General features: G+C 66.5%; 21 protein-coding genes. 12 read left to right on the plus strand and 9 right to left on the minus strand.

Translation table 11 applies throughout. The features are described 5' to 3' along the window. Nucleotides 1–115: 115 nt before the first annotated feature. Entirely contained in the window at nt 116–1,375 is a 1,260-nt protein-coding gene (locus OCUBac02_RS20930) for a 3-methyl-2-oxobutanoate dehydrogenase (2-methylpropanoyl-transferring) subunit alpha (protein ID WP_091858827.1), read from the minus strand. Nucleotides 1,376–1,603: 228 nt separating this feature from the next. Between OCUBac02_RS20930 and OCUBac02_RS20935 the strand changes: the two genes are divergently transcribed. Further along, on the plus strand, nt 1,604–2,101 hold the full coding sequence (locus OCUBac02_RS20935) for an Lrp/AsnC family transcriptional regulator (RefSeq protein ID WP_197933287.1): 498 nt from the start codon (nt 1,604–1,606) through the stop codon (nt 2,099–2,101). Nucleotides 2,102–2,325: 224 nt separating this feature from the next. On the opposite strand, the gene OCUBac02_RS20940 is transcribed toward OCUBac02_RS20935, so the two are convergent. Next, a complete protein-coding gene (locus OCUBac02_RS20940) occupies nt 2,326–3,357 on the minus strand; it encodes an LLM class flavin-dependent oxidoreductase (protein ID WP_173048373.1) in 1,032 nt (343 codons plus the stop codon). A 209-nt stretch (nt 3,358–3,566) separates the two neighbouring features. On the opposite strand from OCUBac02_RS20940, the gene OCUBac02_RS20945 reads away from it, so the two are divergent. From OCUBac02_RS20945 to OCUBac02_RS20975, 7 genes are all read left to right on the plus strand, one after another. Continuing rightward, nucleotides 3,567–4,481: a LysR family transcriptional regulator gene (locus OCUBac02_RS20945; protein WP_047577197.1), complete on the plus strand. Its 915-nt coding sequence runs from the start codon at nt 3,567–3,569 to the stop codon at nt 4,479–4,481. Between the two features lie 227 nt (nt 4,482–4,708). Beyond that, nucleotides 4,709–5,182 (plus strand): NAD(P)H-dependent oxidoreductase subunit E, encoded by a 474-nt coding sequence (locus OCUBac02_RS20950; RefSeq protein WP_173048375.1) that lies wholly within the window; start codon nt 4,709–4,711, stop codon nt 5,180–5,182. Next, on the plus strand, nt 5,182–6,747 hold the full coding sequence (locus tag OCUBac02_RS20955; RefSeq protein WP_173048377.1) for a formate dehydrogenase beta subunit: 1,566 nt from the start codon (nt 5,182–5,184) through the stop codon (nt 6,745–6,747). Before OCUBac02_RS20950 ends, OCUBac02_RS20955 begins: the two co-directional genes overlap by 1 nt. Before the next feature lie 10 nt (nt 6,748–6,757). Beyond that, complete coding sequence (gene fdhF / locus OCUBac02_RS20960; protein WP_173048379.1) at nt 6,758–9,640, plus strand: formate dehydrogenase subunit alpha; 2,883 nt, start codon at nt 6,758–6,760, stop codon at nt 9,638–9,640. Continuing rightward, complete coding sequence (gene fdhD / locus OCUBac02_RS20965) at nt 9,627–10,469, plus strand: formate dehydrogenase accessory sulfurtransferase FdhD (protein WP_173048381.1); 843 nt, start codon at nt 9,627–9,629, stop codon at nt 10,467–10,469. The genes fdhF and fdhD overlap by 14 nt, the downstream gene beginning before the upstream one ends. Then, nucleotides 10,466–10,723, plus strand: a complete 258-nt coding sequence (locus tag OCUBac02_RS20970) for a formate dehydrogenase subunit delta (protein ID WP_173048383.1) — start codon at nt 10,466–10,468, stop codon at nt 10,721–10,723. Before fdhD ends, OCUBac02_RS20970 begins: the two co-directional genes overlap by 4 nt. A gap of 96 nt (nt 10,724–10,819) precedes the next feature. After that, complete coding sequence (locus OCUBac02_RS20975; RefSeq protein ID WP_173048385.1) at nt 10,820–12,478, plus strand: OFA family MFS transporter; 1,659 nt, start codon at nt 10,820–10,822, stop codon at nt 12,476–12,478. An 89-nt stretch (nt 12,479–12,567) separates the two neighbouring features. Here OCUBac02_RS20975 and OCUBac02_RS20980 read toward each other — a convergent pair whose 3' ends face one another. Beyond that, the gene (locus OCUBac02_RS20980) at nt 12,568–12,864 is read right to left on the minus strand and encodes an antibiotic biosynthesis monooxygenase (RefSeq protein WP_173048387.1); all 297 of its coding nucleotides are present in this window, start codon (nt 12,862–12,864) and stop codon (nt 12,568–12,570) included. Between the two features lie 147 nt (nt 12,865–13,011). Between OCUBac02_RS20980 and OCUBac02_RS20985 the strand changes: the two genes are divergently transcribed. Further along, nucleotides 13,012–13,443 carry an OsmC family protein gene (locus OCUBac02_RS20985; RefSeq protein WP_173048390.1) on the plus strand — a complete coding sequence of 144 codons (432 nt, stop codon included), beginning with the start codon at nt 13,012–13,014 and terminating at the stop codon, nt 13,441–13,443. Between the two features lie 126 nt (nt 13,444–13,569). On the opposite strand, the gene OCUBac02_RS20990 is transcribed toward OCUBac02_RS20985, so the two are convergent. The 6 genes from OCUBac02_RS20990 to OCUBac02_RS21015 form a co-directional block, all read right to left on the minus strand. Next, nucleotides 13,570–14,574, minus strand: a complete 1,005-nt coding sequence (locus tag OCUBac02_RS20990; RefSeq protein ID WP_173048392.1) for an ABC transporter ATP-binding protein — start codon at nt 14,572–14,574, stop codon at nt 13,570–13,572. Beyond that, nucleotides 14,567–15,556 (minus strand): ABC transporter ATP-binding protein, encoded by a 990-nt coding sequence (locus OCUBac02_RS20995; RefSeq protein ID WP_173048394.1) that lies wholly within the window; start codon nt 15,554–15,556, stop codon nt 14,567–14,569. The genes OCUBac02_RS20990 and OCUBac02_RS20995 overlap by 8 nt, the downstream gene beginning before the upstream one ends. Then, entirely contained in the window at nt 15,553–17,016 is a 1,464-nt protein-coding gene (locus OCUBac02_RS21000) for an amidohydrolase family protein (RefSeq protein ID WP_173049759.1), read from the minus strand. Before OCUBac02_RS21000 ends, OCUBac02_RS20995 begins: the two co-directional genes overlap by 4 nt. A gap of 81 nt (nt 17,017–17,097) precedes the next feature. Then, a complete protein-coding gene (locus tag OCUBac02_RS21005; protein WP_173048396.1) occupies nt 17,098–18,051 on the minus strand; it encodes an ABC transporter permease in 954 nt (317 codons plus the stop codon). Then, nucleotides 18,041–19,033 (minus strand): ABC transporter permease, encoded by a 993-nt coding sequence (locus tag OCUBac02_RS21010; RefSeq protein WP_047579923.1) that lies wholly within the window; start codon nt 19,031–19,033, stop codon nt 18,041–18,043. The genes OCUBac02_RS21005 and OCUBac02_RS21010 overlap by 11 nt, the downstream gene beginning before the upstream one ends. A gap of 206 nt (nt 19,034–19,239) precedes the next feature. Continuing rightward, the gene (locus tag OCUBac02_RS21015; protein ID WP_173048398.1) at nt 19,240–20,808 is read right to left on the minus strand and encodes an ABC transporter substrate-binding protein; all 1,569 of its coding nucleotides are present in this window, start codon (nt 20,806–20,808) and stop codon (nt 19,240–19,242) included. Between the two features lie 244 nt (nt 20,809–21,052). Here OCUBac02_RS21015 and OCUBac02_RS21020 point away from each other — a divergent pair, with 244 nt between their 5' ends. From OCUBac02_RS21020 to OCUBac02_RS21030, 3 genes are all read left to right on the plus strand, one after another. After that, nucleotides 21,053–21,760: a GntR family transcriptional regulator gene (locus OCUBac02_RS21020; RefSeq protein ID WP_047579919.1), complete on the plus strand. Its 708-nt coding sequence runs from the start codon at nt 21,053–21,055 to the stop codon at nt 21,758–21,760. Then, complete coding sequence (locus OCUBac02_RS21025; protein WP_052232388.1) at nt 21,757–22,455, plus strand: flavin reductase family protein; 699 nt, start codon at nt 21,757–21,759, stop codon at nt 22,453–22,455. The genes OCUBac02_RS21020 and OCUBac02_RS21025 overlap by 4 nt, the downstream gene beginning before the upstream one ends. 298 nt (nt 22,456–22,753) lie before the next feature. Further along, nucleotides 22,754–23,569: an alpha/beta fold hydrolase gene (locus OCUBac02_RS21030; protein WP_173048400.1), complete on the plus strand. Its 816-nt coding sequence runs from the start codon at nt 22,754–22,756 to the stop codon at nt 23,567–23,569. The last annotated feature ends 42 nt before the right edge of the window (nt 23,570–23,611 follow it).

Here is a 23,611-nt window from a genome sequence, read left to right on the forward strand (position 1 = left end):
GTCGGGCTTGTCCCGACCATCCATGTCTTCGCTGGTCGAGCGTCGTGTTCAAGACGTGGATGCTCGCCACAAAGGCGAGCATGACGGCGGAGGTTCGAGCACAAGGTCGCCATCCTCACACCCCGATCTGCTGGCGCTGGCGGCGCAGATGCGGCGGCAGCTCGGCATAGACGTCCTCGAAGATGTCGCGCGCCGAGGGCTTGCCGCCGGAATGCAGGGTGCCGAAACTCTCGGCCTCCTTCTGCGCCGCGATGACGGTCGCGAGGATCTCGGCCTCCGCCTGCTTGTGACGCTCTTCCGACCAGGCGCCGACCGCGATCAGGTGCTGCTTCAGGCGGATCAGCGGATCGCCCAGAGGCCAGTCGTCGGATTCGTGCTTAGGGCGATAGGCGGAGGGGTCGTCCGAGGTGGAATGGGCGCCGGCGCGGTAGGTGACATATTCGACCAGCGTCGGCCCGAGGTTGCGGCGGGCGCGCTCGACCGCCCATTGCGCGACCGCATAGACGGCGAGGTAGTCGTTGCCGTCGACGCGCAAAGCCGGAATTCCGAAGCCGAGGCCGCGCGCCGCAAAGGTGCCGGAGCCGCCGCGCGCGATGCCCTGGAAGGTCGAGATCGCCCACTGGTTGTTGACGACATTGAGCACGACCGGCGCCTTGTAGGTCGAAGCGAAGACGAGCGCGGCGTGGAAATCCGATTCCGCCGTCGAGCCGTCGCCGATCCAGGCGGCTGCGATGCGGGTGTCGTTCTTGATCGCCGAGGCCATCGCCCAGCCGACGGCCTGGACATATTGCGTCGCGAGATTGCCGGAGATCGAGAAGAAGCCGTGCTCCTTGGAGGAGTACATCACCGGCAATTGCCGGCCCTTCATCGGGTCGCGCTCGTTCGAGTAGATCTGGCACATCATGTCGACGAGCGGATAGTCGTGCGCGATCAGCAGGCCGGCCTGACGATAGGTCGGGAAGTTCATGTCGCCGGGCTGGAGCGCGATGCGGAAGGCGCAGCTCACCGCCTCCTCGCCGGTATGCTGCATGTAGAACGATGTCTTGCCCTGGCGCTGCGCCATCTGCATGCGCCCGTCGAAGGTTCGCAGCGTCATCATGTGGCGCAGGCCGCGGATCAGGTCCTCATGCGAGAGATCGGGCACCCAGGGGCCGACCGCCTCGCCCTCGCGGTTGAGCACGCGGATGATCGAATAGGCGAGGTCGCGGATGTCCTTGGGATCGACATCGACCGGCGGGCGCGCGACGGAGCCGGCCTTCGGGATCACGACATGGGAGAAATCCGGCTTCTCGCCCGGACGGCTCGCAGGCTTGGGAACATGAAATTGCAGTGGCTGGGTTGCTGCCGGCGCCTGGCCTGACTTGTCGCTGCTCATGAGCGCCTCCATCCCTGACGCCACCAGCATTCCGCCTTCGCGCGCATCCCGCAAGCGCCTCTTGCGCCAGCCATGATGCAGCGACGAACGCAGCCGGCACCGCGATCGTTCCCCTTGCAACCAACGCTAGCGGTGACGCTTCGGAGGTTCATTCCGAATTTGCCCGTAGCGGCGAAATCCGACAGAATGAATTCCCGCCTGATGCAAGATTTCCGGAATGATCTCCCGATGAACAAAAAGAGCCAGAATGGTCCTGCTTTCGATCTGATCGATCGCAAGATTCTTGCTGCGTTGCGGGATGACGGGCGGCTGACGACACAGGCGCTGGCCGAAAAGGTCGGGCTATCGCCTTCGCCCTGCTGGACGCGGGTGAAGCGCCTGGAGGAATCCGGCGCGATCGAGAAATATGTCGCGCTGCTCGACCACAAGGCGCTCGGCTACAACAATATCGTCTTCGTCGAGATCACGCTCGACAAACATGACGACAAGGTTCTGGACCAGTGCGGCGAGGCGCTGAGCCGGGCGCCGGAGGTGGTCGAGGCGCATCTGGTCACCGGCGAATACGACTATCTCGCCAAGGTCGTGGTCAGCGGCACCGACCATTACGAGCGCTTCCTGCGCGGAACGATCTACCGCATCCCCGGCGTGCGCCAGACGCGGACGACGTTCGGCTTGCGGGCGCTGAAGCGGACGCTGTCGGTCGATCCGCTGAAGGTGGTGGGATGAGCGGCCGTCATGCTCGGGCTCGACCCGAGCACCTCCTGCCGAAAGAGGCTCCTTGAGCCTCGTCCTGCCTGAGATTCTCGGGTCTCCGTTGCGCTTCGCCCGAGAATGACGCCCTCGACGTCATGCTCGCCCTTGTGGCGGGCATCCACGTCCTGAACACGGTCTGCGACCGGCGAAGACGTGGATGGTCGGGGCAAGCCCGACCATGACGATGTGACAGAGGATTAAGCCAGCATCTCCCGCACCAGCGGCACGACCCTCTCGCCATAGAGCCGGATGCACTCCATCGCCTTCTCGTGCTCCAGCGGGCCGGCGCTGTACTTGAGCTGGAAGCGGGCGATGCCCAGCCCCTTGGCGGTAGCAGCGATCTTGCGGGCCACCGTCTTGGGCGAGCCGAGATAGAGCGAGCCCCGAGCGACCTCCTGCTCGAACTCGTCACGGCCCATGGGCGGCCAGCCGCGCTCGGCGCCGATGCGGTCGCGCATCTGCTTGTAGGCCGGGAAGAACTCCTCCTTCGCCTGCTCGTCCGTCGCCGCGACATAGCCCGGCGAATGCACGCCGACGGGCTTCGCCGGCTTGCCGATCTGGCCATAGGCGCGGTGATACAGGTCCACGAACGGCTTGAAGCGCAGTGGGTCGCCGCCGATGATGGCGAGCATCAAGGGCAGGTCGTAGCGCACCGCGCGCACCACCGATTCCGGGCTGCCGCCGACGCCGATCCAGGTCTTGAGCGGGCCGTTCTCGACCGGCGGATAGACGAGCTGGTCCTTGAGCGGCGGACGGATCGAACCCTGCCAGGTCAACGGCTGCTGCGGCAGCAGGCCGGCAAAGAGATCGATCTTCTCCTCGAACAGCTTCTCGTAATCGCGCAGGTCGAGCCCGAAGAGCGGGAAGGATTCGGTGAAGGAACCGCGCCCCAGGATCACCTCGGCGCGCCCGTTCGAGAGTGCATCGACGGTCGCGAAGCGCTGGAAGACGCGGATCGGATCGTCCGAGCTTAATACTGTCACGGCGGAACCCAGCTTGATCCGGCCGGTGCGCGTCGCCACGCCGGCCAGCACCGTCTCCGGCGAGGAGACCGCGAAATCGGCCCGGTGATGCTCGCCGACGCCGATGAAATCGATGCCGACCTGATCGGCCAGGACGGCTTCCTCGACGAGATTGCGGATCACCTGCGCATGGGGCAGCGGCTTGCCGTCCGCCCCGTTTGTGACGTCGCCGAAGGTGTCGAGCCCGAATTCCAGGTCCTGCGCCATGATCATCCCGAGGCCGCGACGCGACCCTTTGCCTGCCGGCCATCCCGGCCTCCGGGAGTTAGGGTCGGGATTGCCCCAGCGCAATTGTCAGGGCGTTGCCCCTCCAGCAACAGGCTGTTTGCACTAATGCAACCGCGCCGCTTGCATCGCCCGCGCAAGCTGCCGATGTTCGGGCGCGCGGCGCTCTCCGCCGCCTCCGAGCCGACATCATGATCATTCGCCAGCTTGTCTATCTCGACGCACTCGCCCGCGAGAAGCATTTCCGCCGCGCGGCCGAGGCCTGCCATGTCTCGCAGCCGACGCTCTCGGCCGCGATCGGACAGCTCGAGGACGAACTCGGCGTGATGATCGTCGAGCGCGGGCGGCGTTTCCAGGGCTTCACCAAGGAGGGCGAGGTCGTGCTCGCCCATGCAAGGCGCATTCTGGCCGAGGCCGAGGTGATGAAGGACTCGATCGCCGAACTGCGCGAAGGCGTCTCGGGCCGCATCCGGCTCGGCGCGATCCCGACCGCGCTGCCGATGATCGCCCATATCACCGCGCCTTTCTCGGAGCGCTATCCGGCCGTGTCGCTGACCGTGCTGTCGCTGACCTCGCAGGAGATCCAGCAGGGCATCGACGATTTCGAACTCGATGTCGGGCTGACCTATCTCGACAACGAGCCGCTCGACCGGGTGATCTCCAAGCCGATCTACCAGGAATCCTATGTGCTGCTGACGCGTGAGGACGGGCCCTTCGGCACGCGCGACACAATCACCTGGGCGGAAGCGGCCGAGCAGAAGCTCTGCCTGCTCACCGGCGACATGCAGAACCGGCGCATCATCGACGGCATTTTCCGCTCGGTCGGCACCGCGCCACGCCCGGCGATCGAGACCAACTCGATCTTCAACCTCTGCTCGCATGCCGGCATCCAGGGCATCGCCAGCATCGTCTCGCTGCAATTGCTGGAATTCTTCGGCGTACCGCTCGGCACCAGGGCGCTGTCGCTGGTCGAGCCGGAGGCGCAGCGCACGATCGGCCTGATCGTGGCCGACCGCCAGCCGGTCGCGCCGCTCGCGCGCAACCTGCTGATGATGACGAAGCCGGTCGCCGATGCAGGGCTACCCCGGCGGCCGATCGTACGATAGCCTTCGCCTATCGTCGTAGAAGCAGCGCAGCATTGTGCAGCGCAAAATCGAAGCGACGCGGCATTTTCGATCAAACCTGCCAGTCAGGATCTTCCGAAGAGGCGCTTGTTTCCGGGTTTTGATAGCCAAAAACTATCATGCCTTCGAAAGAAACGATTTGAAATCATTCCAGTTTCAACCACCCTTCCCTTAACAAGCGCCCGGTGAACCGGGCCTATGGAGGAAAGATGGCGGCTTATCCGGCCTGGGATCAGGACAGCGCACGCATGATCGTCGCGGGGCTGGCGCATCTGGAAGGCGCCACGCTGCCGATCCTGCATGCCCTGCAGGACGAGTTCGGCTATGTCGACCCGCAGGCCGTGCCGCTGATCGCGGAGGTGCTGAACCTGTCGCGCGCCGAGGTCCATGGCGCGATCTCCTTCTATCACGACTTCAAGACGACCCCGCAGCCGAGACGCACCATCAAGCTCTGCCGGGCCGAGGCCTGCCAGGCCTTGGGCTGCGAGACGGTCGTCGACGAACTCTCCCGCACGCATGGCATCGCGGTCGACAGCCATCATGCCGGCGACGCGGCCGTCGAAACGGTGTATTGTCTCGGCAATTGCGCGCTCGGGCCGTCCGCCCTGGTCGATGGCGAACTGATCGGGCGCGTCGATGCCGCCCGTATCGCCGGGCTCTGCCAGCACGGAAGGGCGCAGTGATGAGCGCCACCCCGGTCCGGATCTTCGTTCCCGTCGACGCCGCCGCCCTGTCGGTCGGCGCGGAAGCCGTCGCCCAGGCTGTAGCGCGCGAAGCGATTGCACGCGGGCTTTCCGTCGAGATCGTCCGCAATGGCTCGCGTGGCATGCTCTGGCTGGAGCCCATGGTCGAGGTCGAGACGGCGGAAGGCCGGATCGCCTACGGCCCGGTCGCGGCAAAGGATGTCGCCGCGCTGTTCGAAGCCGGCTTCACCTCGGGCGGCGCCCACGCCTTGCGCCTCGGCAAGACCGAGGAGCTCGACTGGATGAAGCGCCAGCAGCGCCTTACCTTCGAGCGTGTCGGCATCATCGATCCGCTCTCGATCGCCGATTACCGCGCCCATGGCGGCTTCAAGGGGCTGGAGAAGGCGCTGGCGCTAACCGGCGGAGAGATCGTCGAGGCGGTGAAGGCCTCCGGTCTGCGCGGCCGCGGGGGCGCCGGCTTCCCGACCGGCATCAAGTGGAAGACGGTCCACGACGCGAAAGCGGAACAGAAATACATCGTCTGCAATGCCGACGAGGGCGATAGCGGCACCTTCGCCGACCGCATGCTGTTCGAAGGCGACCCCTATCTCGTGATCGAGGGCATGACGATCGCCGCGATCGCGGTCGGCGCGACGCGCGGCTACATCTACCTCCGCTCCGAATACCCGCATGCCCACCGCACGCTCCTGCGCACGATCCTGAAGGCCGAAGCCGCCGGGATGATCGGCGCTTCGGTGATGGGTTCGCAGCACGCCTTCCATCTGGAAGTCAGGCTCGGGGCCGGCGCCTATATCTGCGGCGAGGAGACCTCGCTGCTCGAAAGCCTCGAAGGCAAGCGGGCCATCGTCCGAGCGAAGCCGCCGCTGCCGGCGTTGCAGGGTCTGTTCGGCAAGCCGACCGTCGTCAACAACGTGCTCTCCTTCGCAGCCGTGCCCTGGATCATGGATCACGGCGCGCAGGCCTATGCCGATTACGGCATGGGCCGCTCGCGCGGCACGCTGCCGATCCAGCTCGGCGGCAACGTCAAGCGCGGCGGGCTGATCGAGCTCGCCTTCGGCATCACGCTCCGCGAGATCATCGAGGATATGGGCGGCGGCACGCTCTCGGGCCGGCCGATCCGGGCCGTGCAGGTCGGCGGGCCGCTCGGCGCCTATCTCACGGCCGAACAGCTCGACGTGCAGATGGACTATGAGGCGCTCGCGGCGATGCGGGCGATGCTCGGCCATGGCGGCATCGTGGTGTTCGACGACAGCGTCGACATGGCCAAACAGGCGCGCTTCGCCTTCGAATTCTGCGCCAAGGAGAGCTGCGGCAAGTGCACGCCCTGCCGGATCGGGGCGACGCGCGGCGTCGAGACGATGGACCGCATCATCGCCGGCGCCGAGGTGCCGAAGAACATCGCCGTGCTGCGCGATCTCTCGAAGCTGATGACCGATGCCTCGCTCTGCGCCATGGGCGGGTTGACGCCGATGCCGGTGCTGAGCGCGCTCAATCATTTCCCCGAGGATTTCGACCGTCCTCCGCTGCCGCTGGCGGCCGAGTAAGGAGGCTGGGATGGCCCTGATCAAGGAAATCGACTACGGCACGCCAATCCGGCTCTCCGAGAAGATGGTGACGCTGACCATCGACGGCCAGAGCGTCACGGTGCCGGCCGGCACCTCGGTGATGGCGGCGGCGATGAGCCTCGGCACCAAGATCCCCAAGCTCTGCGCCACCGACTCGCTCGAACCTTTCGGCTCCTGCCGGCTCTGCCTCGTCGAGATCGAGGGGCGGCGCGGCACGCCCGCCTCCTGCACCACGCCGGCCGAAGAAGGCATGGTCGTCCGCACTCAAACGGAGAACCTGTCGTCCTTACGCAAGGGCGTGATGGAGCTCTATATCTCCGACCATCCGCTGGACTGCCTGACCTGCTCGGCCAATGGCGATTGCGAATTGCAGGATATGGCCGGCGCCGTCGGCCTGCGCGAGGTCCGCTACGGCTACGAGGGTGAGAACCACGTCTTCGCCAAGGGTTCAGACGGGCTCGCCAACGAGAACTGGCTCGCGAAGGACACTTCCAACCCGTATTTCACCTACGACCCGTCGAAATGCATCGTCTGCAATCGCTGCGTGCGAGCCTGCGAGGAGGTGCAAGGCACCTTCGCGCTGACGATCACGGGGCGCGGCTTCGACTCGCGCGTCGCGGCAGGGCCGACCGATTTCCTGGGTTCGGAATGCGTCTCCTGCGGCGCCTGCGTGCAGGCCTGCCCGACGGCGACGCTGATGGAGAACAAGGTCATCGAGCACGGACAGCCCGAGCATTCGGTGGTCACGACCTGTGCCTATTGCGGCGTCGGCTGCTCGTTCAAGGCGGAGATGCAGGGCGACCGCGTCATCCGGATGGTGCCCTACAAGGACGGCAAGGCCAACGAAGGCCATAGCTGCGTCAAGGGCCGCTTCGCCTGGGGCTATGCGACCCATACCGACCGCATGACCAAGCCGATGATCCGGGCGAAGATCACGGACCCGTGGCGCGAAGTCTCCTGGGAAGAGGCGATCAACTACGCGGCCCGCGAGTTCAAGCGCATCCAGGCGCAATACGGCCGTGAATCGGTCGGCGCCATCACCTCGTCGCGCTGCACCAATGAGGAGGTCTTCCTCGTCCAGAAGCTGGTGCGCGCCGCCTTCCGCAACAACAATGTCGATACCTGCGCCCGCGTCTGCCATTCGCCGACCGGCTACGGCCTGCGGACGACGCTCGGCACCTCGGCCGGCACGCAGGATTTCAAGTCCGTCGCCAAATCCGACGTCATCCTCGTCATCGGCGCCAACCCGACCGACGGCCACCCGGTCTTCGCCTCGCGCATGAAGAAGCGCATCCGCGAGGGCGCACGACTGATCGTCGCCGATCCCCGCCGGATCGACATGGTGCAGTCGCCGCATGTGAAGGCGGATTACCATCTGCCGCTACGCCCCGGCACCAATGTCGCGCTGCTCAATGCGCTCAGCCATGTCGTGGTCACCGAAGGGCTGATCGACGAGGCCTATGTGCGGGAGCGCTGCGATCTCGGCGATTTCGAGCACTGGGCCCGCTTCGTCGCCCGCGAGGAGAATTCGCCGGAAGCCAGCGAGCAGTACACCGGCGTGCCGGCTGCCGATGTGCGCGCCGCGGCGCGGCTCTATGCCACCGGCGGCAACGGCGCGATCTATTACGGGCTCGGCGTCACCGAGCACAGCCAGGGCTCGACCACGGTGATGGCGATGGCCAATCTCGCCATGGCGACCGGCAATATCGGGCGCGACGGCGTCGGCATCAATCCGCTGCGCGGGCAGAACAACGTCCAGGGCTCCTGCGACATGGGCTCCTTTCCGCACGAGTTCTCGGGTTACCGCCACGTCTCCGACGACTCGACCCGGCAGGTCTTCGAGATGCTCTGGGGCGTGCCGCTCGATCCCGAGCAGGGCCTGCGCATCAACAATATGCTCGACGAGGCGGTCGAAGGCACGTTCAAGGGCCTCTATGTCCAGGGCGAGGACATCGCCCAGTCCGACCCGAACACCAAGCATGTTACGGCAGGCCTGGCCTCGATGGAATGCGTCGTCATCCAGGACATCTTCCTGAACGAGACGGCGAAATACGCTCATGTCTTTCTGCCGGGCGCCTCCTTCCTGGAGAAGGACGGCACATTCACCAATGCCGAGCGGCGCATCAACCGCGTGCGGCAGGTGATGGCGCCGCTTTCGGGCAAGGACGAGTGGCAGGTCACGATCGAACTGGCGCGGGCGCTGGGCTACGAGATGAGCTACAGCCATCCCAGCGAGATCATGGACGAGATCGCCCGGCTGACGCCGAGCTTCGCCGGCGTCTCCTACGACAAGCTGGACAAGCTCGGCTCGGTGCAGTGGCCCTGCAACGACAAGGCGCCGACGGGCACGCCCCTGATGCATGTCGACCGCTTCGTGCGCGGCAAGGGCAAGTTCATGATCACGGAATATGTCCCGACCGACGAGCGAACGGGACCGCGCTTCCCGCTGCTGCTCACCACCGGCCGCATCCTCTCGCAATACAATGTCGGCGCGCAGACGCGGCGTACCGAGAACGGCGCCTGGCATGACGAGGACGTGCTGGAGATCCATCCCTTCGACGCCGAGAGCCGCGGCATCCGCGACGGCGACCTCGTCGCGCTCGCCAGCCGCTCGGGCGATATCGCGCTGCGGGCCGTGATCTCCGAGCGGATGCAGCCGGGCGTGGTCTACACGACATTCCACCACGCCAAGACCGGCGCCAACGTCATCACCACCGACTATTCGGACTGGGCGACGAACTGCCCGGAATACAAGGTCACCGCCGTCGACGTCCGCCGCACCAACGCCTATTCCGCCTGGCAGGAGAAGAATTTCGAGGAGGACGTGACCTTGCGCCGGATCGCGGAGCGCCTGCCCGATGCCGCGGAATAGCCGGCAAGCCCAGCCGCCGGCCTCGGCCGCCGTCACCGCCGCGCCACTGCGTTTCGGGGCCGCGCGGGAAGACGCGCGCGAGATCGAGGTCGCGGTCGAGTCGCCGATCAACATCGTCTACGGCAACATGCCCTATGCGGTGATGATGGCGAGCCCCTCCGACCTGGAGGACTTCGTCACCGGCTTCAGCCTGACCGAAGGCATCGTGCGCGGCGCGGACGAGATACGCACCGTCTCAGTCGAGCCGAAGGACGAGGGCGTCATCGTCACGGTCGAGCTCGCGCCGGGCCGTTTCCGCGAGCATCTGGCGCGGCGGCGCAACCTCTCGGGCCGAACCTCCTGCGGGCTCTGCGGCGTCGAGACCATCGAGGAAATCCCGATGGCGGACGCGGCGACGCGGGCTTCGCGCGCGGTATCCGCCTCGGCGATCGAGGCGGCGCTCGCGGCGCTCGACAAGTATCAGCCCTTGAACCAACTCACCCGCGCCGTCCATGCCGCCGCCTGGTGCGATGCCTCCGGCGCGATCCTGGCGGTGCGCGAGGATGTCGGCCGCCACAACGCGCTCGACAAGCTGATCGGCGCGCGACTGCGCGCCGGGGCCGATGCGAGCGAGGGCTTCCTGCTCGTCACCAGCCGCGCCTCCTTCGAGATGGTCGAGAAGGCCGCGATCTTCGGGGCCGGCACGCTGGTCGCGATCTCCGCGCCGACCTCGCTCGCGATCGAGCGGGCCCGCCATCTCGGCCTGACGCTGGCAGCCGTGGCACGGCGCGACGGCTGCATCGTCTTCACCGGTGCGCTCGCGCCCGAAACCGAGACTGTCGCCCGATGACGGAGGCCGGCCTGACCACCGATCACCACGCTGAAAACGTCGAGAAGCTCCGGCGCATGGCCGGGCAGATCGCCGATTTCTTCAAGGCCTATCCGGAGGTGGAGGCCGCCACCTCGGTCGCCGACCATATCAACCAGTTCTGGACCGGACGCATGCGCGGCGACTTCCTCGCCGCCTTCGCCAACCGGCCGGAGGACCTCACGCCCCTGCTGCGGCAAGCCCTGCCGCGGATCAGGCCGGGGCGCGGAGGTTAGCAGCCAGAAGCCGGTCCTGCCGGCGACGAGAAGACTTGAGCGAGCTGGGACCCTACCCGGCCCGAACGGCGAAGCCATGGGGAAAGGACACGGGGAATGAGCGTCGCAGAGGATATCGGACAGATCGGGGGCAGCATCGGGCTGCTCGACCGCGAACGGACCATCGCCAAGCCGGGTTTCAACCGCTGGCTCGTACCACCCGCCGCCTTGTGCATCCATCTGTGCATCGGCATGGCCTATGGCTTCTCGGTGTTCTGGCTGCCGCTGAGCCAGGCGATCGGCATCACCAAACCTGTCGCCTGCGCCGCGGATATCGGCCTTGTCGGCTCTCTGTTCACCACCGCCTGCGACTGGAAAGTCGCCGATCTCGGCTGGATGTATACGCTGTTCTTCGTGTTCCTGGGCTCATCCGCGGCGATCTGGGGCGGTTGGCTGGAGCGGGTCGGCCCGCGCAAGGCCGCCTTCGTCTCGACCTTGTGCTGGTGCGGCGGCCTCCTGATCTCGGCGCTGGGTATCTACACACACCAGCTCTGGCTGATGTGGCTCGGCTCCGGCGTGATCGGCGGCATCGGGCTCGGCCTCGGCTATATCTCGCCGGTCTCGACGCTGGTGAAATGGTTCCCGGACCGGCGCGGCATGGCGACCGGCATGGCGATCATGGGCTTCGGCGGCGGCGCGATGATCGGCTCGCCGCTGGCGGACATGCTGATGAACCATTTCAAGACGGCGCAGTCGGTCGGCGTCTGGCAGACCTTCGTCGCCATGGCCGTGATCTATTTCGTCTTCATGATGGCCGGCACCTTCGGCTATCGCGTGCCGCCGGCGAACTGGCGCCCGGAAGGCTGGACGCCGCCGGCGACCCAGAACAAGATGATCACCTCCGGCCATGTCCATCTCCAGAACGCGCACAAGACCCCGCAATTCTGGCTGATCTGGTCCGTGCTGACCCTCAACGTCTCGGCCGGCATCGGCGTGCTCGGCATGGCTTCGCCGATGCTGCAGGAGATCTTCGCGGGCTCGCTGATCGGCAAGCCGGAGATCGGCTTCGCCGCGCTCGACGCCGGGCAGAAGACGCAGATCGCCACGATCGCGGCGGCCTTCGTCGGCCTGCTCTCGCTGTTCAACATCGTCGGGCGCTTCTTCTGGGCCTCGCTCTCCGACAAGCTCGGCCGCAAGCTGACCTATGCGACCTTCTTCGGGCTCGGCATCCTGCTCTACGCACTCTCGCCCTGGGCCGCGCATGCCGGATCGCTTGCGCTCTTCGTCGCCTTCTTCTGCATCATCCTGTCGATGTATGGCGGCGGCTTCGCGACGGTGCCGGCCTATCTCGCAGACATGTTCGGCACGCAGTTCGTCGGCGCCATCCATGGCCGCCTGCTGACGGCGTGGTCCACGGCCGGCATCATCGGCCCGGTGGTGGTGAACTATATCCGCGAGGCGCAGATCAGCGCGGGCGTGCCGCGCGCGCAGGTCTATGACCGCACCATGTATATCCTCGCCGGCATGCTGGTGCTCGGCTTCCTCTGCAACCTGCTGGTCCGCCCGGTCGCGGCCAAATGGTTCATGCAGGATGCCGAGGTCGCGGCGCTGCAGAAGCGGTCGGCCAATGTCGACGCAGCCGCCCATTACGGTTCCTACGGCATCGGCAAGGGCGGGTTCGACGGCACGGCGTTGCTCGCCTGGGCCGTGGTCGGCCTGCCGATCGCCTGGGGCGTCTGGATCACGCTGTCGAAATCGCTGGCGCTGTTCCGCTGAGCAGCGGCCTAACCGGCCGCTTCGAGGGCCCGCATCGAGCGATCGGTGCGGGCCTTTGTCCATTGCAGCGAGGCGTTCGCAGGGCCGCGCTACTTCAGCGACAGGGCAACCGTACCGGCGATCGGATCGGTGACGCCGAGCCCGTTGCCGAGATCGTCCAGCGTGTGACGGAAGCCGTTGAGCGTGGCGATCATCTGCGGACGCGCCGCGGCCATCGCGTCCATGTTCTCCCATTCGGCGATGATGCAGTAGCGCCCCTCGCCGGCGGCGATGATGTTGGCATGCCGCAAGCCCGGCCAGTCCTCGGCGACCTTGCGGTGAGCGTCGAGGAAAGCGGTCTCCATCCCCGGCTTTACCTTGAAACGAACGGTGTTGAATGCGGTCATGACAGCCTCCAGCGTTCGGAGCGATGACCTTACGGCAATTCAGCCTCTTTGTCGTGGTCGCGGTGAACCCGACTCGCGCTCGACCGTTGTCAAAAGGTAGCGTTCCAGCCGCAGGATACCGATCCAACCAGAACGGGAGACAGCATCATGGCGATCAACAAGACCGGCTCGGCCCATTGGGAAGGCGGCATCAAGGACGGCAAGGGCACGATCTCGACCGAGACCAAGGCGCTCGACGCCTACCCTTACGGCTTCGCCAGCCGTTTCGAGGGCAAGCCCGGCAGCAATCCCGAGGAGCTGATCGGCGCCGCGCATGCCGCCTGCTTCACCATGGCGTTGTCGCTGATCCTCGGCGAAGCCGATCTCAAGGCCGATGCGCTCGACACCACGGCGCGGGTGACGCTCGACAAGCTCGACGACGGCTACGCCATCACCGCGATCCACCTGACGCTGAAGGGCAAGGTGCCCGGCACCGACCAGGCGACCTTCCAGTCCCTGGCCGACAAGGCCAAGGCCGGCTGCCCGGTCTCGAAGCTGCTCAAGGCGCCGATCACGCTGGAGGCGACGCTGGTGGGTTGAGCGCCGCGATCCACACCGTCATGCTCGCCCTTGTGGCGAGCATCCACGTCTTGAACACAGTCCTCGATAAAGGAAGACGTGGATGGTCGGGACAGGCCCGACCATGACGGAGAGAGGCTCCGAGCCTCAAGCGAAATGGCAGGAGACGCGGACGTCGTCCAATTGCCGCAGCTCCGGCCTCTCGACGCGGCAGCGGTCGGCGGCCTGGGCGCAGCGGGGGTTGAAGGTGCAGCCGGCCGGCGGGCTGATCGGGCTCGGCACCTCGCCGGACATCGGCCGGCGCGCGCGGTTAGGCTGCTCGACATCGGGGATCGTGTCGAGCAGCAGGCGCGTATAGGGGTGCTGCGGCCGGGTGAAGACCTGCTCGGCCGGGCCCGCTTCGACGAAACGGCCGAGATACATGATGGCGAGATCGTCCGACATGTGCCGGACGACCGAGAGATTGTGGCTGATGAAGAGATAGGTCAGCCCGAATTCCTTCTGCAACCGGACCATCAGGTTGAGGATCTGCGCCTGCACGGAGACGTCGAGCGCCGAGGTCGGCTCGTCGCAGACGAGAAAATCGGCTTCGGTCGCCAGCGCGCGCGCGATCGAGATGCGTTGGCGCTGGCCGCCGGAGAAGGCGTGCGGATAGCGGCTCGCATCGGTGCGCGACAGGCCGACGGTTTCCAGGAGATCGCCGACGCGCTGCTGGATCGCCGCCTCGTCGGCGCGCAGGTTCAGCTCGCGGATCGGCTCGGCGATGATCTCGCCGACGCGCCAGCGCGGGTTGAGCGAGGCATAGGGATCCTGGAAGATCATCTGCACGCGCGGCGGGCCGATGGTGCCGTCGGCGCGGCGGATGTCGCGGAAGCTGAGTTGGCCCTCGGTCGGGCGCTGCAGGCCGACGACCATGCGGGCGAGCGTCGATTTTCCGCAGCCGGATTCGCCGACGATGCTGAAGGTGGTGCCGCGCTTCACCGTGAAAGAGACGTTCTCGACCGCGCGCAGGATGCGCCGCGGTTCCTGCGAGAACAGGCGCGACAGGGCCGGAGCCGAGACGTCGAAGCGGCAGCAGGCCGCCGCGACATCGAGAATGATGTCGTCACCGCTGGCCCTCGCGGGCGAGAGCGTCGAAACCTGCTCAAGCATGGGCCGCCTCCTTCAAGGGGAAATGGCAGGCCGCAGCATGGCCCGAGATGGGCAGGCCGGGCTTGTGCTTTCGGCAGAAATCCTCCGCCTTTCCGCAACGCGGGTTGAAGGCGCAGCCCGGCGGGATGGCGTTGAGGCGCGGCATGGCGCCGTCGATCTGGTTGAGATGCTCGTGGCGGACATGGACGCTCGGAATCGAGGCCATCAGGCCGGCGGTATAGGGATGGCTCGGCCGGCGCGTCACCTCCTCGACCGGGCCGATCTCGACGATGCGGCCGGCATACATCACCGCGACCCGGTCGGCCGTCTCGGCGATGACGCCCATGTCGTGGGTGACCAGCATGATCGCCGTGCCGTGCTCGCGGCAGAGGCGCTTCAGCAGGGTGGTGATCTGGGCCTGGATCGAGACGTCGAGCGCCGTCGTCGGCTCGTCGGCGATGATCAGCGAGGGTTCGGCACAAAGCGCGAGCGCGATGACGACGCGCTGGCGCATGCCGCCGGAGAATTGGTGCGGGAAATGGTCGATCCGCGTCTCGGCGGCGGGGATGCCGACCTCCTTGAGCAGGTCGAGCGCGCGCTTGCGCGCTTCCGCGCGGCTGACCGGGAGATGGGTCAGGATGGTCTCGACGAGCTGGTCGCCGACCTTGAGCAGGGGATGCAGCGAAGTCAGCGGGTCCTGGAAGATCGCGCCGATGCGCCGGCCGCGCAGCCTGCGCATCGGCTCGGCCGGCAGGTTGTCGATGCGCTGGCCGGAGAGATGGATCTCGCCGCCGGCGATCCGCCCCGGCGGGTCGAGCAGGCCGATCACCGCTGTGCCGGTCAGGGACTTTCCGGCTCCGGATTCGCCGACCACGCCGAGAATCTCACCCGGCGCGATATCGAAGGAGACGCCGTCCAGCGCGGTCAACGGGCCGTGGCGGCCATCGAAGACGATACGCAGGTCGCGGACGGACAGGAGAGGCGCGGCGGCGGTTGCGGTCATGCAGAGGCCTCGCTGCGTTCGATCGGGTAGCTCGACGAGAAGATCTCGCCCATCGGCGGGTGGCCGAGCGTGCGCTCGGGATAGCGCGCCATCACGCCCTCGAACTGCTTCTGGGCGCGGGCGTTGTCGGCGGCCTCGTCCTGGCCGGGGATGGCCCGGTTCTCCATGACGAAGCGGCCGTCGATCACCACGGTCGCGAAATCGCGGCCATGGCCGGTCAGCATCATCGTCTGGATGGGATCGATGACCTGCCCGCTATGCGGCCGGTCGAATGCGAAGACGGTGATATCGGCGCGGGCGCCTGGCTGGAGACGGCCGAGATCGGACCGCTGCAAGGCGTTGGCGCCGCCGATGGTGGCGGCATCGTAATAATCCTCGGAGCGCACGGCGCCGACATTGCCGGCCATGGTGCGGGAGAGGATCATGCCGGTCTGCATGTTCATCACCATGTCCGGCGGGCTCGTATCGGTGCCCATGGCGATGTTGAGGCCCATGGCGCGATAGCTGCCGAAATGATTGATGCTGTTGCCGTGCCGGCCCGAGACCAGCGGGCAATGTACGATGCTGGCGCCGGAATCGCGGATGATCTCGAGATCGCGGCCGGGGCGCTCGATCAGGCGGCTGCCGGAGACGACGGTGCCGTGCGGCAGCAGGCAGCGCTCGTTGAGGAAGCCGAGGCTCTCCAGCCATTCCGGCGGGCTCATGCCGTGCTGGGCGAGGACGAGGTCGTACTCGATCTTCGACTGGCAGCAATGGAGCCGGACGGGAATGTCGAGTTCGCGGGAGGCCGCCGCCGTGCGGCGCAGGAGCCCGGCGGTCGAGGTCTCGATGCGGTCGGGCGCGAACATCGCCCGGATCAGCCCGCCGGCCTGGCCCTCGTGGCGCCTGGCGAAGTCGATGGCGGCGTCGAGCTCGGCGAGACCGCGCTCCTCCTCGTAATAGGTGACGACGCGCCCGTCGCTTTCGACGACCTGGTTGCCGGTGCGATAGGCCGGGCCGAGATAGGCGCGCAGGCCGAGATCGGCGGCGGCTTCCGCAGCATCCTCGAATTCCTGCACCGTCTCGCCCCAGGCGCGGTAGAAGAGCGAGGCGATCGGCAGCGCCGTGGTGATGCCGTTGCGGATCAACTGGGAGAAGGCATAGCGCTTCTGGAAGGCCAATTCCTCGCGGGTATACATCTCGTAGGGGCCGGCCTCGAGATAGCTGCGCGGCCAGACGCGACCCTTCTTCCAGGCCGGCTGGTTGTCGTAGCCGAGGATGGTGGTGTCGAGGTCGGAGAGCGCGTCGCAATCGACAAAGCCCGGCCCGATCAGGGCATGGCCGTAGTCGATGCGTCTGCTGACCTCGCCCGGAAAGCCGTGACCGACGAAGACGACCTCGCCGTTCTCGAAGACGACCTCGCCATTCTCGTAGAGGCGATGGCGGCCGTCCCTGTGCCCGACGACCCAGCGGGCGGTCATCAGGATACGGCCTTCAGGGCGCTTCTTGGCTTGCAGGCTCACGGAGTCGTCCTTGTCAAAATGCCGTCCCGGGCGATGGGTTCAGCGCAGCTTCGGGTTCAGCGCGTCGCGCAGCCAGTCGCCGAGCAGGTTGACCGAGAGCACGATCAGACCGAGCTGCAACGAGGGGAAGACGACGAGCCACCAGGAGCCGGAGAACAGGTACTGGTTGCCGATACGGATCAGCGTGCCGAGCGAGGGCTGGGTGATCGGCATGCCGACGCCCAGGAAGGACAGCGTCGCCTCCGAGAGGATGGCGAGACCGAGGCTCAGCGTCGCCGAGACCAGCACCGGCGTCATCGTGTTGGGCAGGATGTGGCGCCCCATGATCCGCGTCGCCGGCACCTTGATGATGCGGGCGGCGAGCACGTATTCCTTGCGGCGTTCGACCATGGTCAGCGCGCGCACCGTGCGGGCGTACTGGACCCAGCTCGTCAGCGCGATCGACAGCACCAGCACCACGGCGGAAAAGGGCTCGCGCAGGGCCGGCGGCAGCATCTCGCGAAAGATCGCCGAGACCAGGATCGCCATCAGCAGCGTCGGGATCGAGAGCACGGTGTCGCCCAGCCGCATCAGCAGGTTGTCGATGCGCCCGCCATAGAAGCCGGCGGTCAGCCCGATCGTGACGCCGATCAGCATCGAGACCATCACCGCCGCAAAGCCGATGACCAGCGAGATGCGCGAACCGTAGAGGATGGCCGAGAGCACGTCGCGTCCCTGCGGGTCGGTGCCGAGCAGGAAGGGCCATTCGCCGCCATCCTGCCAGATCGGCGGAATCTCGGCCTTGTCGATGAAGACCTGGGCGAGGTCGTAGGGGTTCTGCGGGGCGATCAGCGGCGCGAAGAGCGCGGTCAGGACCAGCAGGGCCAATACCAGCGCCGAGAGCCAGGCGACCGGCGTGTGGCTGAAGCTCCAGCCGATATCGCTGTCGAGGAAACGGCGCAGACGGCCGGGCGTCTTCACGGTGTCGGTGGGCAGGGTCTTCTCAGCGGGCATTCGCGCCTCCCGTCAGCGCGTCCTCGCGCAGGCGCGGATCGACCCAGGCATAGGTCAGGTCGACCAGCGTGTTGAGCGTGACGAAGATGAAGGAGACGACGATCAGATAGGCCGCCATCACCGGGATATCGACGAAGGTCACGGCCTGGACAAAGAGCATGCCCATGCCCGGCCACTGGAACACCGTCTCGGTGACCAGCGCGAAGGCGATGAGATTGCCGATCTGCAGGCCGGTGACGGTGATGACCGGCATCAGGCAGTTGCGCAGCGCGTGGCCGAAATGGACGGCACGCGACGGCAGGCCGCGCGCCCGGGCGAAGCGGATGAAGTCGGTGCGCATGGTTTCCAGCATCTCGGCGCGGACGAGGCGCATCACCAACGTGATCTGGAAGAGCGAGAGTGTGATGCCGGGCAGGATCAATGCCTTGCGGCCGGACGCGGTGAGCAGGCCCGTGCTCCACCAGCCAATCTGCACGACCTCGCCGCGCCCGAAGGCCGGCAGCCATTGCAGCGTCACCGAGAAGATCAGGATGAAGAGGATGCCGAGCGCGAAGCTCGGCAGCGAGACGCCCAGCACCGAGACGAATTGCAGGGACTTGGCGACGAAGCTGTCTCGCCGGATCGCGGTGTAGACGCCGAGGGGGACGCCGACTGCAAGCGACAGGAAGGTCGCGACCAGCACCAGTTCGAAGGTCGCCGGGAAACGCTCCGAAATCAGCGTGAAGACGTCCTGCTGATTGCGGTAGGAGATGCCGAAATCGCCGCGCACGGCATTGCCGACGAAGGTCGCGTATTGCAGCACGAAGCCCTTGTCGAGGCCGAGGCGGACACGCAGTTCGTCGCGCTGCTGCTGGCTGGCCTGCTCGTTCAGCATCAGCTCGACGGGGTCGCCGACGAAGCGGAAGATCAGGAAGGCGAGAAAGGCCACCGCCAGCATCACGCCGGCGGCGTTGAGCAGTCGCTTGAAGAGAAAGGCCGGCATGGTCTTGCGACTCCCTGCGCTGGGCGGATGCTTTTGTCATTCCGGGGCGCGCCGGAGGCGCGAACCCGGAACCCACGACCGGATGAGCGGCGGCCAATGTCGTTTTGCGCTTGCAGCCCAGTCGTGGGTTCCGGGTTCTTCGCGGAGTTTATCCTTGGGCCGACCGAAGGTCGGACCCGAGGGCGAAGCCCCGGAATGACAACCCGTCACTTCATCACGGTCAGCCAGAGCCGCGGCTTGTTGTCCGAGGCCTGCACGGTCGAGGCGACCGTGTTGCGCATCGCCCAGGCCATCGGCTGCTGGTGCAGCGGGATGAAGAGCTGCTCCTGCTTGGCGATCTTGAGCGCCTCCCTCATCAGCGCGACGCGCTTGGGCGTGTCGAGCTCGACGCCGGCCTTGTCGATCAGCGCGTCGATGCGCGGGTCACCCCAGTTGCCCCAGTTGAAGACGCCGCTGGTGCCGCTCTTGGAATGCAGCACCTGCACCAGGATGGAGTAGGCGTCGATCATCGGCTCGTTGGCCCAGCCGAAGGAGATGACGTCGAACTCGCCTTTCACGCGCTTCGGCGTCTGCTGACTGCGCGGCGCCATGCTGAGATTCGGCTTCAGGCCGGCGCGTGCCCACATCGCCGCCACGGCCTGGCAGAATTCCTCCTCGTTGACGAGCGAGTCGCTCTGGCAGTTGATCTGGAACGAGAAGCCGTTGGGATAGCCGGCATCGGCCAGCAGCTTCTTGGCGCCGTTCAGATCGAAGGGCAGGCGCTCGTCCTGCGACGGCTCGTAACCCGGGATAGCGGGAGCGACGAGCGCGCCGGTATTGCGCGACAGGCCGCGCATGGCGCGCTTGTGCACCGCGTCGATGTCGATGGCGCGATAGAGCGCCTCGCGGACGCGGATGTCCTTGAACGGGTTCTTGCCCGTGACGTCGCTCTCGATCAGCTTGTCCCCGAGATTGAGCGCGAAGAAGACCGAGCGCAACTCGTTAGTCTGCATCACCTTGACGTCCGGCGAGGCGGCGAGTCGCGGCAGATCCTGCAGCGGGGCGACGTTGGTGTAGTCGATCTCGCCCGAGAGCAGGGCCGCGACACGGGTCGAGGACGAGGTGATCGGCGAGAACTCGATCACGTCGATATTGTGCTTCGGCTTGTCCCACCAGCCGGGATTCTTGACGAAGACGGTCTTGGCATCGGCGCGGCGGCTCTCGACCTTGAAGGGCCCGGTGCCGTTGGCGTTGTCGGTCGCGTAACCCTTCACGCCCTTGCCGGAATCGGTCGGGAGCAGCGAGTTGTTCGCCTCCATCCATTCCTTGTCGAAGATGAAGATGTTGGTGAGGTCGTTGAGCAGCAGCGGATAGGGACCGTTGACCTCGATCTCGACGGTGTGGTCGTCGATCTTCTTCGAGCTCTTGTAGGCCGGCAGGTTGCCCTTGAGCGGCGAGGTCTCGTGCGTGACGCGCGCCAGCGAGGCGATGACGTCGTCGGCCGTGAAGGGATTGCCGTTGTGGAACTTGACGCCCTGACGCAGCTTGAAGCGCCAGACGGTCGGCGACACCGTTTCCCAGGATTCGGCCAGGGCCGGCTCGATCTTGAGATCGCCGGTATAGCGCACCAGCCCCTCATAGACATGGTTCAGGACGGCGAGCGTGAAGGTCTCGCCATAGGAATAGGGATCGAGCGAGGCGATCTCGCGCGCCGCGCCCCATTTCAGCGTCTTGGCTTCCGTCGCGCCGGTGAGCGCAAAGGCGGCGACAGCCGCCAGCAACCAGGCCTTCTTCATCGACTTCTCCCCTTTTGCATCGGCACGCCCACGGCGGCGCCGAGTCTCGATCGCTTTCTGCCGTCCCGTTATGCACCTGACGCTTTGCGCGCCATTTTCGTGTGCGATTATCAGGCATACTTGCATACGATATGAGAAAGGTATTGTATGCGATTATTGAACACAAGCGGAAACTGGCGCGGAGCCCGCCATCGTGACATTGACACCCCCGGACATGACCGCTCCTGCACGAGGGAAAGCCACGATGGGCGAGAAGCGAGCTCCGGTTCTGCGCGCTGAGTCCGTTTACCGGGCGCTGCGCCGGGCGATCATCGAGCAGGCGCTGAAACCCGGCATGAAACTGCCGGAGGATTCGATCGGCGAGCAGCTCGGCGTCAGCCGCACCCTGGTGCGCGAGGCTTTCGGACGACTCGCCGTCGAAGGCCTCGTCGAGCTCAAGCCCAATCGCGGCGCATCCGTCGCCTATCCCACGCTGGAGGAGGCGCGCGACGTGTTCGAGGTCAGGCGCGGGCTCGAGCGGCTCGTGGCCGAAAGCCTGGCCGGCCGCATCACGCCCGCCCAGGTCGCCGAGCTGGAGGCCCATGTCCGCCAGGAAGAGAGGGCACACGAGCAGGACGGGCCGGAATCGATCCGCCTCTCCGGCGAGTTCCACATCAAGCTCGCCGAGATGACCGGCAACGCGCTGCTGCTGCGCTATGTGCAGGAGGCCTCGTCGCGCTGCTCGCTGATCCTGGCGATCTACGGGCGCCCGCATTCGAGCGAATGCGCGGTTTCCGAGCATCGGCAATTGATCGACGCCCTGCGCGCCGGCGATGCCGCCCGCGCCGCAGACCTGATGGACCATCACCTGCGGGCCGTGGTCACCCGCGCGCTGCTGACGCCCCGCGTCGAGCGCGATATCCGCGACGTGCTCGCGCCGTACGCCCTCAGCGAAGGACTGACACCATCATGACAGCGCAGCCGACAGAGCAGCCCGCGAGGCAGGCCGCCCCCGGAACCGTCACCTTCGACTTCGCCGCGCTGACGCCGCGCGAGCGCTACAAGCTGCTGATCGGCGCCGTCGTGCCGCGCCCCATCGCGCTCGTCACGACGGTCGACGAACATGGCAATGTGAACGCCGCCCCCTTCTCCTTCTTCAACTGCCTCTCGGCCGATCCCGCGATCCTCGCGCTCGGCGTCGAATATCGGCCGACCGGCGCGCAGAAGGATACCGGCCGCAACATTCGCCAGACCCTGTCCTTCACCGTGAATATCGTCTCGGACGAGTTGCTGGCCGGCATGAATGTCTGCGCCGTGCCGTTCGAGCCCGGCGCCGACGAGCTGGCCGAGGCGGGCCTCACGGCGATGCCGGGCATCAAGGTTCCCTGCCCCTGGATCGGCCAGGCGCCGGCCGCCTTCGAATGCCGGCATCACACCACGCTCGGCATCGGCAATTCGCGCGAGATCATTCTCGGCGAGGTCGTCTACGCCCATTTTCGCGCGGGAACCGTCGATCCGCAGAAACTCTATGTCGACCCCGTCGCCCTCGACGCGATCGGCCGCATGGGCGGGCATGGCTATGCGACGACGCGCGACCATTTCGACTTGCCGACCATGTCGCTCGCGACCTGGCAGACCGACCCCGCGGCTGCCAACCGGCGCAGCTAGTCAGGGGCAATCCCAAGCCGAGCACAGGAAGGCTCCCCCAAGCACAACAAAGTCATGCGCCAGACGCAGCCAGATCGATCACCGGTCTATTTGATCTGCGTCAAGAACATTGCGCCCCCTGCACTCAAACCATGGCGGGCGCGGGATCGATGCGCCATCCTGCCACGAAGCGATCCCATCGGCCAATCAAGACCGAGCGATCGCGTTGGGCGACCCAATATTCCAGGGAGGATGGGGCCATGGAAGAGATCATGCGTCAGCGGCGCAGCATGCGGCATCTCCATCCGCGAGGTGACGCATGACGGCAACCACGGACATCATCGACTTCAAGATCGAAACCCCGGACGGCGCGACGCTGCACGCCTTCAAGGAAGGCCATGGCCAGCCGCTGCTGCTGGTCAGCGGCCTCAGCGGCAGCGCCGCCTTCTGGAGCGAGATCGCCGCGACGCTCTCGCGCTCCTTCCAGGTCATCCGCTTCGATCAGCGCGGCATCGGCGCCAGCACGCGCGGCGCAGCTCCATGCTCGATCGACCTGCTGGCGCAGGACAGCCTCGCCGTTCTCGACGCGGCCGGCGCCTCACGGGCCGTCGTCCTCGGGCATTCCACCGGGGGCTGCATCGCACAGGCGATCGCCAAGCAGGCGCCGGGCCGGCTCGACGGCCTGATCCTGAGCGCGAGCTGGCTGAAAACCGGGCGCTACCTCAACGCCGTCTTCGGCACCCGGCGCGCCATCCTCGGCTGCGACCCCCATGCCTATGCCGCGACCTCTGTGCTCAGCGGCTACCAGCCGCGCTGGATCGAGGCGAACTGGCACGTCTACGACGCCGCGATCGAAGCGGCCCCGGTCAGCGAGCAGGCCCGGACGGTGGCGCGCGAGCGCCTCGATGCGCTGCTCGCCTTCGACGGCACGGCCGATATCGACGCCCTGATGACGCCGGTCCTCGTGCTCGGCACGCGCGACGACATGGTCGTCCCGGTCTATCATCAGGAAGAACTCGCCGCGGCCCTGCCCGGCTGCCGCAAGGCGATCATGGAAACCGGCGGGCATCTCTTCCCGGTCTCGCGGCCCGATGCCTTCACCGCGACCGTGGCGGAGTGGATCGGCGAGCTCTGAGCCAGGCGGGCTCGCGCCCCCGGATTGGACAGACAGCACGAC

The organism is Bosea sp. ANAM02 (genome assembly GCF_011764485.1).
Lineage (GTDB): Bacteria > Pseudomonadota > Alphaproteobacteria > Rhizobiales > Beijerinckiaceae > Allobosea.